At 71.9% G+C, this 13,880-nt stretch carries 5 protein-coding genes, 1 tRNA gene and 1 rRNA gene; 6 read left to right on the forward strand and 1 reads right to left on the reverse strand.

Annotation, left to right across the window (positions count from 1 at the left end; genetic code table 11):
- Together rrf and IF43_RS0130240 are read left to right on the forward strand one after the other, a co-directional pair.
- A 5S ribosomal RNA gene (rrf, locus tag IF43_RS38420) occupies positions 1–97 on the forward strand; the annotation flags it as partial.
- A gap of 5 nt (positions 98–102) precedes the next feature.
- Positions 103–175, forward strand: a tRNA-Thr gene (locus IF43_RS0130240).
- Positions 176–302: 127 nt separating this feature from the next.
- Here IF43_RS0130240 and IF43_RS0130245 read toward each other — a convergent pair.
- Positions 303–2,969: a SpoIIE family protein phosphatase gene (locus tag IF43_RS0130245; protein WP_051796447.1), complete on the reverse strand. Its 2,667-nt coding sequence runs from the start codon at positions 2,967–2,969 to the stop codon at positions 303–305.
- Between the two features lie 270 nt (positions 2,970–3,239).
- On the opposite strand from IF43_RS0130245, the gene IF43_RS0130250 reads away from it, so the two are divergent.
- From IF43_RS0130250 to IF43_RS0130265, 4 genes are all read left to right on the forward strand, one after another.
- On the forward strand, positions 3,240–8,729 hold the full coding sequence (locus IF43_RS0130250) for a HAMP domain-containing protein (protein WP_199922803.1): 5,490 nt from the start codon (positions 3,240–3,242) through the stop codon (positions 8,727–8,729).
- A gap of 216 nt (positions 8,730–8,945) precedes the next feature.
- Complete coding sequence (locus IF43_RS0130255) at positions 8,946–9,629, forward strand: two-component system response regulator (protein WP_030208028.1); 684 nt, start codon at positions 8,946–8,948, stop codon at positions 9,627–9,629.
- A gap of 152 nt (positions 9,630–9,781) precedes the next feature.
- On the forward strand, positions 9,782–12,532 hold the full coding sequence (locus IF43_RS0130260; protein ID WP_051796463.1) for a DNA translocase FtsK: 2,751 nt from the start codon (positions 9,782–9,784) through the stop codon (positions 12,530–12,532).
- Between the two features lie 330 nt (positions 12,533–12,862).
- On the forward strand, positions 12,863–13,759 hold the full coding sequence (locus tag IF43_RS0130265) for a RodZ domain-containing protein (RefSeq protein ID WP_037890711.1): 897 nt from the start codon (positions 12,863–12,865) through the stop codon (positions 13,757–13,759).
- The last annotated feature ends 121 nt before the right edge of the window (positions 13,760–13,880 follow it).

The raw sequence follows: 13,880 nt of genomic DNA on the forward strand, positions 1-13,880 counted from the left end.
GGAAACGCCCGGTTACATTCCGAACCCGGAAGCTAAGCCTTTCAGCGCCGATGGTACTGCAGGGGGGACCCTGTGGGAGAGTAGGACGCCGCCGAACAACCCGCCCTTTTAGCTCAGTCGGTAGAGCGTCTCCATGGTAAGGAGAAGGTCAACGGTTCGATTCCGTTAAAGGGCTCAGAGAAAAGGCCCCCGCCGGTTGGCGGGGGCCTTTTTGCGTTTCCGGGGGCCGGTGGCTCACCCCAGGCGGTCGGCGGCCGCGTCGATGAAGCGCCCGGTCGGTCGCGGGCGTGCCGGGCCGCGGCTCAGTCGCCCTGGCGGGGCTCCGGGACGCGGAACGCCAGGATGGCCATGTCATCCGAGGCCGGCTCGGCGGCGAAGCGCTCCACGGCGCGCAGGACGCGCGAGGCGACCGCGCCGGCCGTGAGGCCCGTACACGTCGTCAGGACGTCCGCGAGGCCGTCGTCGCCCAGCATGCGCGTGCCCTCGCGGCGCTCGGTCACGCCGTCCGTCACACAGAGCAGGACGTCGCCCGGGTCGAGCGTGAGGTGCTCCTCGTAGAGCTCCAGGTCGTCCATGACGCCCAGCAGCGGCTGCGGCTCCGCGGCCGGTTCGACCGTGCCGTCGGGGCGCAGGCGCAGCGGCAGGGGGTGGCCGGCGCAGACCAGCTTGAGGGCCGCCCCACCGTCGTCCTGCGGGCGCAGTTCGCCGTACAGGAGCGTGAGGAACCGGCTGCGGGCGCCCTCGTCGAGGATCGCCGCGTTCAGCCGCTCCAGCACCGCCGGACCGCCGAAGCCCTCACGGGCCAGCAGGCGCAGCGCGTGGCGGGCCAGGCCGGTGACCGCGGCGGCCTCCGGGCCCGTGCCGCAGACGTCGCCGATGGCGAAGCCGTACGTGCCGTCCTGGATGGGGAAGACGTCGTAGAAGTCCCCGCCGACCTCGTTGCCCTCGCCCGCGGCCCGGTAGATGACCTCGACCTCCATGCCCGGGATGGCGGGCTGGCTCGGCGGCAGCAGGCTGCGCTGCAGGGAGCGGCTGATCGCCATGCGCTCGGAGTACAAGCGGGCGTTGTCGAGGGCAAGCGCGGCCCGCCGGGACAGGTCCTCGGCGAGTTCGAGGATCTCCTGGCGGAAGTGTTCCTCGGCCGGCTTCCCGAGGGTGAGCATGCCGATGACGCGGTTGCGGGCCATGAGCGGCAGGACGACGGTCTCGCCGGCCACGGCCGCGGCCGTGGCCAGGGTGGTGCCGATGCCGGACGTGTGGTCGTGGGGCGAGCCGAGGCCGACGGTGCGCATGGACGTGCGCAGGGCGGCCTGCCGGGCAGCCTCCGAGGGGGCCGTCCAGTGGCGTACGGTCTGGTCGGCGGCCGGCTCGGGCGGCGCCATGCGGGACAGCAGTGCCTTGAGGCCGTCGATGAGCTCCTCGTCCTCGTGCAGGACGTACGACAGGAGCGGCTCGGAGGCCGGGTCCGCGATCGTGTACACGGCGCACCAGGTCGCCAGGGTGGGCACCGTCATCTGGGCCATGAGGGCCAGGGTCTGGTCCCGGTCGAGGGTGCCGGCCAGCAGGTCGGAGGCCTCGACGAGGAAGGACAGCGAGCCGCGGCGCAGCCGCTCCAGCTCGCCGAGCCGGGCGGACTCCACGGCGAGGGCGATCCGGTCGGCGGCGAACTGCAGGCGCAGGGCCTCGTCGTTGCTGTAGCGGCCGGGTGTCTCGGCGGCGACGCCGAGGGAGCCGGTGAGGCGGCCCTCGACCTTGAGGGGCACGGTGACGACGGAGCGCATGCCGGTGCCGTTCAGGAGCGGTACGGCGCCGGGGACGGCGGTGAGGTCGTCGTGGACGGCGGGCATGCGGGCGGAGCCGTACCGGCTGGTGCCGGCCTCGACGGGGACCCGGGCGAAGCGCTGGCGGGTGGAGGGCAGACCCGTGGTGGCCCGCACCTCCAGCTCGGTCTCGTCGTCCGTGGCCAGGAGGAGGAAGGCCGCGTCGCCGTCGAGCATGTCGCGGGCGCGCTCCACGGTGCGCTGGAGGAGGCTGTCGAGGTCGTCGGGGGCCGGGGAGCCGATGAAGACCTCGAACGGGTCGCCGGCGCGGGTCTCCGACAGCTGGCCGGGGTCGGCGGGTGCGGCGGTGCGGGCCGGGGTCTGCAGCACCGCGCGCTCGGTGTCCTGGACGAGCAGGCAGACCGTCGAGGGCTCGCCGGCGGCATCGCGGACGCGCAGGTGGGAGGCGTACACGGGGATGACGCGGCCGTCGGCCCCGCGCAGCCCGTAGCTGCCCTCCCAACGGGACAGGCGCAGGGCCTCGGCGATGCCGGTGCCGGTGCCGGGGGTGTGGGGCCAGGCGGCGAGGTCGGCGAGGGGGCGGCCGGTGGCCTTGTCCGCCGAGTAGCCGAACAACTGTTCGGCGTCTTCGTTCCAGGCGGCGATCAGGCCCTGGCGGTCGATCTGGAGGACGGCGACCCGGACCCGGGTGTCGGTGACCGGGAGCTGCGCGTCGGGGACCACGGGGCCGGCGGACCGGGTGCCGACGGGGCGGGCGGGGAGGGCGAGCTGGAACCAGACGTGCTTGCCGGCGGTGGCGTACTCGACGCCCCAGCGGTCGGCCAGCGCGGCGCAGAGCATCAGGCCGCGGCCGCCCTCGTGGTCGGGGCTGGCGTAGGCGCGGTCGGGGTGCTGGAGGGGGACCTCGCGCTCGGGGTAGTGGTCGGCCACCTCGACGCGGACGCCGTCGGCGGAGCGCAGGCACAGGACGTCGGCGCGGGTGCCGGCGTGGACCACGGCGTTGGTGACGAGTTCGCTGGTCAGGACCACGGCGTCGTCGACGATGTCGGCGAAGCCCCAGCCCTGGAGGGTGTCGCGGACGAAGGCTCGGGCCGTGGCGACCGAGCGCCCCTCGGGTTCGAAGCTCGCCGCCGCCCGGGCCGTGATCACAGCACTCCTCGTTCGTGTCGCACCACCCGGCTCCACCATGGACCGCCCCTCCGGTGCCCGGTTCCTCACGCGCCGCCGCCCCTGCCGGGCGGACCGGGGCGGTTGGACAGTCGCCTGCCAGGTTACTTACCTTCGCCGTCTCGGCGGACGCGGTCCGCGGGGATTCCACCCGCAAGGTGCGGGTCCGGTACGAAGGTGCCGAAGTTTTATGGCCTGGTTCGGCCAGGGTGAAACACTGGGAAGGCTTGGCAAGAGGCGTACCCCGGTACGTACCCCGGTACGGCGGTCGACCCTTTCGGGAGGGACACGGTGGAGTCTGGCGTGGCGGCGCGGAGGGCCAGTACGCGCGGCAAGGGAGGGCGGCCGCGGCGTGGCGGGACCACGGAAGTGGACTCGGCGGCCCTCGACCGGCTGCTGGTCGCGCTCGTCTCGATGCGGGACGGGAACTTCCGCAAGAGGCTGACGGTCTCCGGCGACGGGGTGATGGCGGAGATCGCCGCCGTCTACAACGAGGTCGCGGACCGCAATCTCCACCTGACGGGCGAGATCGCCCGAGTGCGGCGCATGGTGGGGCGCGAGGGGAAGTTGAGCGAGCGGCTGGAGACCGGGGCCTGCGAGGGCTCCTGGGCGGCCGCGATCGACGCCTCGAACCAGTTGGTGGAGGACCTGGCGCGGCCGGTGTCCGAGGTCGGCCGCGTCCTGTCGGCCGTCGCGGAGGGCGACCTGGGCCAGCGGATGGACCTGCGGACGCAGGCGGCCGACGGGGTCGGCCACCCGCTGCGCGGGGAGTTCCTCAAGGTCGGGCGCACGGTCAACAACCTGGTGGACCAGCTGTCGGCCTTCACCGACGAGGTGACGCGGGTCGCGCTGGAGGTGGGTACCGAGGGCAAGCTCGGCGGCCAGGCCCAGGTGCGCGGTATGTCCGGTTCGTGGAAGGACCTCACGGACTCCGTCAACACGATGGCGTACCGGCTCACCGCTCAGGTGCGTGATATCGCGCTGGTGACGACGGCCGTGGCCAAGGGCGACCTGTCGCGCAAGGTCACGGTGCACGTGGCCGGTGAGATGCTCCAGCTGAAGAACACCGTCAACACGATGGTGGACCAGCTCTCGTCGTTCTCCTCCGAGGTCACGCGGGTGGCCCGGGAGGTGGGCACCGAGGGCGAGCTGGGCGGCCAGGCGCAGGTCCCCGGCGTGGCGGGCGTGTGGAAGGACCTGACGGACTCCGTCAACACCATGGCGGGCAACCTCACCGCCCAGGTGCGCGGGATCGCGCAGGTCACGACGGCCGTGGCGAACGGCGACCTGTCCCAGAAGGTGACGGTGAGCGCGCGCGGCGAGGTCGCGCAGCTGGCCGAAACGATCAACCAGATGACGGAGACCCTGCGGACCTTCGCCGACGAGGTCACCCGGGTCGCGAGCGAGGTCGGCGCGAAGGGCCTGCTCGGCGGCCAGGCGCAGGTGCCGGGCGCGGCGGGTACGTGGAAGGACCTCACCGACTCGGTGAACACGGTCTTCCGCAACCTCACCACGCAGGTGCGCGACATCGCGCAGGTGACCACCGCGGTGGCCAACGGCGACCTGTCGCAGAAGGTCACGGTCGACGTCGCGGGCGAGATGCTGGAGCTGAAGAACACCGTCAACACGATGGTGGACCAGCTGCAGTCCTTCGGTTCCGAGGTGACGCGGGTGGCCCGCGAGGTCGGTGTCGAGGGCGAGCTCGGCGGTCAGGCGCAGGTGCCGGGTGCGGCGGGTACGTGGAAGGACCTCACCGACTCGGTGAACACCGCCTTCCGGAACCTGACCGGCCAGGTGCGCAACATCGCGCAGGTCACCACGGCCGTGGCGAACGGCGACCTGTCGCAGAAGGTCACCGTGGACGTCTCCGGCGAGATGCTCCAGCTGAAGAACACCGTGAACACGATGGTCGACCAGCTGTCGTCGTTCGCCGACCAGGTCACGCGGATGGCCAGGGACGTGGGCACGGAGGGCCGGCTGGGCGGCCAGGCCCGGGTGGACGGGGTCTCGGGCACCTGGAAGGAACTGACCGACTCGGTCAACTTCATGGCCGGCAACCTGACGTCCCAGGTGCGGCAGATCGCCCAGGTGACGACGGCGGTGGCGCGCGGTGACCTGTCGCAGAAGATCGACGTGGACGCGCGCGGCGAGATCCTGGAGCTGAAGAACACCATCAACACGATGGTCGACCAGCTCTCCGCGTTCGCCGAGCAGGTGACGCGGGTGGCGCGGGACGTGGGCACCGAGGGGCGGCTGGGAGGCCAGGCCCAGGTGCCGGGCGTGGCCGGCGTGTGGCGCGACCTGACCGACTCGGTGAACGGCATGGCCGGGAACCTGACGGCCCAGGTGCGCAACATCGCCCAGGTCGCCACCGCGGTGGCGCGCGGCGACCTCTCCCAGAAGATCGACGTGGACGCGCGCGGCGAGATCCTGGAGCTCAAGAACACGCTCAACACGATGGTCGACCAGCTGTCGTCCTTCGCCGACCAGGTGACCCGGGTGGCCCGGGAGGTGGGCACCGAGGGCATCCTGGGCGGCCAGGCCGAGGTCAAGGGCGTCTCGGGCACCTGGAAGGACCTGACCCAGTCCGTCAACTTCATGGCGAACAACCTGACGTCGCAGGTGCGCAACATCGCCGAGGTGACCACCGCGGTGGCCATGGGCGACCTGTCGAAGAAGATCACCGTCGACGCCAAGGGCGAGATCCTGGAACTGGTCACCACGGTGAACACGATGGTGGACCAGCTGTCGTCGTTCGCGGAGCAGGTGACGCGGGTGGCCCGGGAGGTGGGCTCCGAGGGCATCCTGGGCGGTCAGGCGCGGGTGCGCGGGGCGACCGGCATCTGGAAGGACCTGACCGACAACGTCAACCTGATGGCCAACAACCTGACCTCGCAGGTGCGCAACATCTCGCAGGTCTCGGCGGCCGTCGCCAACGGTGACCTGACGAAGAAGGTCACCGTCGAGGCCCGCGGCGAGGTCGCGCAGCTCGCCGACACCGTGAACACGATGGTGACCACTCTGTCCTCGTTCGCCGACGAGGTGACGCGGGTGGCGCGGGACGTGGGCACCGAGGGGCGGCTGGGCGGTCAGGCCCACGTGCCGGGCGTCTCGGGCACGTGGAAGGACCTCACGGAGTCCGTGAACCTGATGGCCTCCAACCTGACCGGCCAGGTGCGGCAGATCGCCATGGTCACCACCGCCATCGCCAAGGGCGACCTGACCAAGAAGATCGACATCGACGCGCGCGGCGAGATCCTGGAGCTGAAGACGACCATCAACACGATGGTCGACCAGCTGTCGTCGTTCGCCGACCAGGTGACGCGGGTGGCCCGCGAGGTGGGCACCGAGGGCATCCTCGGCGGCCAGGCACGGGTGCGCGACGTCGACGGCACCTGGCGGGACCTGACCGAGTCCGTGAACGAGATGGCCGGGAACCTGACCCGGCAGGTGCGCGCCATCGCGGCCGTGGCCACCGCGGTGACCCGCGGCGACCTGAACCTGAAGATCGACGTGGACGCGGCCGGCGAGATCCAGGTCCTGCAGGACAACATCAACACGATGATCGCGAACCTGCGCGACACGACCCTGGCCAACAAGGAGCAGGACTGGCTCAAGGGCAACCTGGCCCGCATCTCCGGTCTGATGCAGGGCCGCCGGGACCTCGACGACGTCGCCTCGCTCATCATGAGCGAGCTGACCCCGGTGGTCTCCGCGCAGCACGGTGCGTTCTTCCTGGCCGTGCCGCCCGGCGGCAGCGACGAGATCGGCACCGGCGCCGGGGGCCCGTACGAGCTGCGGATGCGCGGCAGCTACGCGTACGCCGGCAGCGCGATGCCCACCAGCTTCCGGCCGGGCGAGGGGCTGATCGGGACCGTCGCGGAGGAGAAGCGGACGATCCTGGTCGAGAACACCCCGCCCGGCTACCTGAAGATCTCCTCCGGGCTGGGGGAGGCCCCGCCGGCCCACGTGATCGTGCTGCCGGTGCTGTTCGAGGGGCAGGTGCTGGGCGTCATCGAGCTGGCCTCGTTCCAGCCGTTCACGCAGATCCAGAAGGACTTCCTGTCCCAGATCGCCGAGATGATCGCGACCAGCGTCAACACGATCAGCGTCAACTCCAAGACGGAGGCGCTGCTCAAGCAGTCGCAGGAGATGACCGAGCAGCTGCGGGAGCGGTCCGCGGAGCTGGAGAACCGGCAGAACGCGCTCCAGCTGGCCAACGCGGAACTGGAGGAGAAGGCCGAACTGCTGGCCCAGCAGAACCGGGACATCGAGGTGAAGAACACCGAGATCGAGGAGGCCCGGCAGGTCCTGGAGGAGCGGGCCGAGCAACTCGCGGTCTCCATGCGCTACAAGAGCGAGTTCCTGGCCAACATGTCGCACGAGCTGCGCACTCCGCTGAACTCGCTGCTGATCCTGGCCAAGCTGCTGGCGGACAACGCCGACGCCAACCTCTCCCCGAAGCAGGTGGAGTTCGCCGAGACCATCCACGGCGCCGGCTCCGACCTGCTCCAGCTCATCAACGACATCCTCGACCTGTCGAAGGTCGAGGCGGGCAAGATGGACGTCTCCCCGACCCGGATCGCCCTGGTCCAGCTGGTCGACTACGTGGAGGCCACCTTCCGGCCGCTGACCGCGGAGAAGGGCCTGGACTTCTCGGTGCGGGTCTCGCCCGAACTGCCGGCCACCCTGCACACCGACGAGCAGCGGCTCCTCCAGGTGCTGCGCAACCTGCTGTCGAACGCGGTGAAGTTCACCGACACCGGCGCGGTCGAGCTGGTGATCCGGCCGGCCGGCGCGGACGTGCCGGTGGAGATCCGCGAGCAGCTGCTGGAGGCGGGCTCCCTGCGCGAGCCGGACGGCGACCTGATCGCCTTCTCGGTGACCGACACCGGCATCGGCATCGCGGCCAGCAAGATGCTGGTGATCTTCGAGGCGTTCAAGCAGGCCGACGGCACGACCAGCCGCAAGTACGGCGGCACGGGCCTGGGCCTGTCGATCAGCCGGGAGATCGCCCGCCTGCTGGGCGGCGAGATCCACGCGGCCAGCGAGCCCGGCCGCGGCTCCACCTTCACGCTGTACCTGCCGCTGCACCCGAGCGAGCTGCCGCCGCAGGGGTACGCGCCGCCCGCGCCCGGCGGACGGGCCGACCTCCACCGGCGGCCGGCCCGGGTGCAGCCCGCTCCGGCCCCCCCGGCGCTGGAGCCGCCGAGGCCGGCGGGCACCGACGCGGGCGCAGCCGGTGCGGCGCCCACGCTGTTCCGGCGGCGGCGCAAGACGCTCAGCGAGCTGGAGCCGCGGCCCGCGCTGCCCGGTCAGGGTGGCCAGGCCGGGGTGCCGGAGCCCGGGGCGTGGGCGGCGGTTCCGGAGGAGCCGGCCGCGGTGCCGCGGACGTACGACTTCCAGGGCGGCGAGAAGGTGCTGATCGTCGACGACGACGTGCGCAACGTGTTCGCGCTGACGTCGGTGCTGGAGCAGCACGGGCTGGCGGTGCTGTACGCCGAGAACGGCCGTGAGGGCATCGAGGTCCTGGAGCAGCACGACGACGTCACGGTCGTGCTGATGGACATCATGATGCCCGAGATGGACGGGTACGCGACCACGGCGGCGATCCGCAGGATGCCGCAGTTCGCGGGCCTGCCGATCATCGCGCTGACCGCGAAGGCCATGCAGGGCGACCGGGAGAAGGCCATCGACTCCGGGGCGTCGGACTACGTCACGAAGCCCGTGGACCCGGACTACCTGCTCACGGTGATGGAGCAGTACATGCGCAGCAGGTGACGCCGGCGCGGCGGCGGGGACCCCGGCAGGAGTTCCCGGGGCCTCCCGGGAACCTTCCGTCCCGCCGCCGCGTTCCCGCTCCGGAGAGCTCCGTTCCCAGTGACATCTCGGTGACAGGGTGTGGCGATCTCGGGAGTGGGGCTACGATGACCGGCACAAGGACGGGCGGGTTCTGCGAGCCGGGGAGGCCCCCTGAGGGGGCGAGGAGGACAGGGCATGGTGCAGAAGGCCAAGATCCTCCTGGTCGACGACCGACCGGAGAATCTGCTGGCGCTGGAGGCCATCCTCTCCGCGCTCGATCAGACACTGGTCCGGGCGTCGTCGGGAGAGGAAGCGCTCAAGGCGCTGCTCACGGACGATTTCGCGGTCATCCTGCTGGACGTCCAGATGCCGGGCATGGACGGGTTCGAGACGGCCGCGCACATCAAGCGGCGGGAGCGGACCCGGGACATCCCGATCATCTTCCTGACCGCGATCAACCACGGTCCGCACCACACCTTCCGCGGGTACGCGGCGGGCGCGGTGGACTACATCTCCAAGCCGTTCGACCCGTGGGTGCTGCGGGCGAAGGTGTCGGTGTTCGTCGAGCTGTACATGAAGAACTGCCAGCTGCGGGAGCAGGCCGCGCTGCTCCGGCTCCAGCTGGAGGGCGGCGGGCACGCCGGCGCCGGCGGTTCGAAGGAGTCGGCGGGGCTGCTCGCCGAGCTGTCGGCACGGCTGGCGGCCGTCGAGGAGCAGGCCGAGGCGCTGACCAAGCAGCTCGACGACGACTCGGCGGACGCGGCGGCGGTGGCGACCGCCGCCCACCTGGAGCGCAAGCTCACCGGGCTGCGGCGCGCGCTGGACGCCCTGGAGCCCGGCACCGGCGGGGCCTCGGCCGTGCTGCCGGCCCAGACCTGACGTACCTCGGGTCCGCCGCCCGGACCTGACGCCGCGTCGACCGGGGGTGCACGGCCGACGCGACGTCAAACCGCCACCCGCGTGGGCGACACGAACGGGTGAAGGGGTGGGCACACGTGTCCCGGGTCTCCAACACCGGTACCCTCGCCCCCATGGCCTCACGTACGTCCGGCAAGGGTTCCCAGGGCACGGCGGGCACCGCGAAGGCCCGCTCCGGCCGTACCCCGGCGGCGAAGAAGGCCGCCCCCGCGCGCAAGCCGCCCGCGAAGAAGGCGGCGCCCGCCAAGCGGGCCCCGGTCAAGAAGGCGGCGGCTCCGCCGAAGGCGGCGCCGTCCCCCACCGGAGGCGTCGTCCGGGTCGTGCGCGCCCTCTGGCTCGGGGCGGCGCACGCGGTGGGTTCGGTGCTGCGCGGCTTCGGCCGCGGCGCGAAGAACCTCGACCCCGTGCACCGCAAGGACGGTCTCGCGCTGCTGCTCCTCGGCCTCGCCCTGATCGTCGCCGCGGGCACCTGGTCCAACCTGCGCGGTCCCGTCGGCGAACTGGTCACCATGCTCGTCACCGGCGCGTTCGGCCGGCTCGACCTGCTGGTCCCGCTGCTCCTGGGCGCCATGGCCGTCCGTCTCGTCCGGCACCCCGAACAGGTCGACGCCAACGGCCGCATCGGCATCGGCCTGACCGCCCTCGTCGTCGGCGTGCTCGGACAGGTGCACATCGCCTGCGGCTCGCCCGGCCGGGACGCCGGCAGCGCCGCCATCCGCGACGCGGGCGGCCTGATCGGCTGGGGAGCCTCCCAGCCGCTGGTCTTCACCATGGGCGCGCCGCTGGCCGTGCCCATGCTCGTGCTGCTCACCGTCTTCGGCCTCCTGGTGGTCACCGCCACCCCGGTCAACGCCGTCCCGCAGCGGCTGCGCCAGTTGGGCGTACGGCTCGGGGTCGTGGCACCGCTGGAGGAGGACCCGTACGAGGCCGGCGCCGACCGGCACGACGAGGCGCAGTGGCGGGCCCGCACCCGACGGGGCGGCCGTCCCGACGCCGGCGCGGGCGACGGGGACGGCGCCGACGGCCCGGAGCAGGCCGAGGAGCAGGCGCTCGCCAGGCGCCGCCGGACCCGCCGGCCCTCGGGGCAGCCCGCCCTGGACCGGCCGATGGACGCGGTGGACGTGGCCGCGGCGGCCGCCGCGGCCCTCGACGGGGCCGTGCTCAACGGGCTGCCGCCGTCGCCGCTGGTCGCCGACCTGACCCACGGCGTGTCCGTCGACCGCCCCGCGGGCAGGCCGGCGGAGACCACGGCACCGGTGCCGGCGCCCGCGGCGGCCGTGCCGACGGCCCGCGAGGCACGGCCCCCGGTCGTTCCGGACCTCACCAAGTCCGCGCCCGAGGTGTCCGACCCGCTGCCGCCGCGGGCCGAACAGCTGCAGTTGCGCGGCGACATCACGTACGCGCTGCCCTCGCTGAACCTGCTGGAGAAGGGCGGCCCCGGCAAGACCCGCAGCGCCGCGAACGACGCGGTGGTCGCCTCGCTCACGAACGTCTTCTCGGAGTTCAAGGTCGACGCCGCCGTCACGGGCTTCACCCGCGGACCGACGGTCACCCGGTACGAGGTGGAGCTCGGCCCCGCCGTGAAGGTCGAGCGGATCACCGCCCTGACCAAGAACATCGCGTACGCCGTGGCCAGCCCGGACGTGCGGATCATCAGCCCGATCCCCGGCAAGTCCGCGGTCGGCATCGAGATCCCCAACACCGACCGCGAGATGGTCAACCTCGGCGACGTGCTCCGGCTGGCGGAGTCGGCGGAGGACGACCACCCGATGCTGGTGGCCCTCGGCAAGGACGTCGAGGGCGGCTACGTCATGGCCAACCTCGCGAAGATGCCGCACGTGCTGGTGGCCGGCGCCACCGGCTCCGGCAAGTCGTCCTGCATCAACTGCCTGATCACGTCGATCATGGTGCGGGCCACGCCGGAGGACGTGCGGATGGTGCTGGTCGACCCCAAGCGGGTCGAGCTGACCGCGTACGAGGGCATCCCGCACCTGATCACCCCGATCATCACCAATCCCAAGCGGGCTGCCGAGGCCCTGCAGTGGGTGGTGCGCGAGATGGACCTGCGCTACGACGACCTGGCGGCCTTCGGCTTCCGGCACATCGACGACTTCAACGAGGCCATCAGGAACGGCAAGGTCAAGCTGCCCCCGGGCAGCGAGCGGGAGCTGAGCCCGTACCCGTACCTGCTGGTGATCGTCGACGAGCTGGCCGACCTGATGATGGTCGCCCCGCGCGACGTCGAGGACGCGATCGTCCGCATCACCCAGCTGGCCCGCGCGGCCGGCATCCACCTGGTGCTCGCCACCCAGCGGCCCTCGGTGGACGTGGTCACCGGTCTGATCAAGGCGAACGTGCCCTCGCGGCTGGCCTTCGCGACCTCCTCGCTGGCGGACAGCCGCGTCATCCTCGACCAGCCCGGGGCCGAGAAGCTCATCGGCAAGGGCGACGGGCTGTTCCTGCCGATGGGGGCCAACAAGCCGGTCCGGCTGCAGGGCGCCTTCGTGACCGAGGGCGAGATCCAGGCGGTCGTGCAGCACTGCAAGGACCAGATGGCGCCGGTCTTCCGGGACGACGTCACGGTCGGGCAGAAGCAGAAGAAGGAGATCGACGAGGAGATCGGCGACGACCTCGACCTGCTGTGCCAGGCGGCCGAGCTGGTCGTCTCCACCCAGTTCGGCTCGACCTCGATGCTCCAGCGCAAGCTGCGGGTGGGCTTCGCGAAGGCCGGGCGGCTCATGGACCTGATGGAGTCGCGCGGGGTGGTGGGGCCCAGCGAGGGCTCCAAGGCCCGGGACGTGCTGGTCAAGCCGGACGAGCTGGACGGGGTGCTGGCCGTGATCCGCGGGGAGACCGAGGCGTAGCGTCGGCACGCTCCGGGGCGCACCGCGGGTGCGCCCGGGGTGTGCCGGGGGCGTGGTGGGGCGGATTCCGTGAGGGTTCCGCGTCCGGTTCGTAAGGACTTCCGGGAGTGTCCGGCCAGTCTCACCCGTAAGGGATCGGGGGGCAACCGTTTCCCTTGGTCGTGCGTCAAGTTGAGTGGAAAGGGCGGTGCCGCCCCGCAGGCTCCGCCGACGGGCTGCGAAACGCCATACGGATGGCGTACGCGGTCCGCGCTCCCGGTTGCTCCACCCTTTCGTCACCCCCCTAGACTGGACATCCAGCAGGTGGCTACACGCTCGAAAGGCGCCCTCGTGTCCATCGGCAACGCCAACTCACCCGAAGACGACCGGCCTTCCACCGGCGACGACACCGGTACCGGCGACGGCACCGGGCCGTCCATCGGCCGGGTCCTCCAGCAGGCCCGCATCAGTGCCGGCCTCACCGTCGACGAGGTCTCCTCCACCACGCGCGTCCGCATTCCGATCGTGCACGCGATCGAGCAGGACGACTTCACGCGGTGCGGCGGCGACGTGTACGCCCGCGGCCACATCCGCACGCTGGCGCGCGCCGTGGGGCTCGATCCGGCCGAGCTGATCGAGCAGTACGACGCCGCCCACGGCGGCCGCCCCGCCCCGACCCCTGCCGCGCCCCTGTTCGAAGCCGAAAGGATCCGGCCAGAGCGGCAGCGGCCCAACTGGACCGCAGCCATGGTCGCGGCGATCGTCGCCGTGATCGGGTTCGTCGGGTTCACCGCCTTCGGCGGCGGGGACGACTCGAAGAAGCACGCGGTGGCGGAAGGTTCCGCCTCGCCCCAGCCCGCCCCGAAGCCCAGTGCCACCGTCAAGCCGGTCAGGCCGAGCCCGGCCAAGCCCACCGCCGAGCCCTCGGACAGCGCCATCGCGGCCGCCCCGAAGGACATGGTCACCGTGGTGATGACCGCGGTCGGCGGGGAGAGCTGGATCTCGGCGAAGGACCACAACGGCCGGCTCCTCTTCGACGGCATGCTGAAAGAGGGCGACTCGAAGACCTTCACCGACAAGAAGTCCGTCGACCTCGTGCTCGGCGACGCCGGATCCGTGAAGCTCTTCGTGAACGGCAAGGAGATCAAGGACGAATTCCAGCCAGGTCAGGTCGAGCGCCTGACCTACACCAAGGACGACCCGCGGCCGGCCGACGGAACCGGCCAGGGCGACGCCCAGGCGGGCTGACCTCGGCGTTCCGGTCCGTGCGGACGATCCGTGACGAACCGGGCGGAAGCTCCTCCGGATCCCCGGGGCGCGAGACGGCGCCCCGGGGATCCGCGCTGGTCGGGGGCACCCGGCGGGGGCC

Origin of the sequence: Streptomyces sp. NRRL S-87, assembly GCF_000719335.1 — a bacterium.
GTDB lineage: Bacteria > Actinomycetota > Actinomycetes > Streptomycetales > Streptomycetaceae > Streptomyces.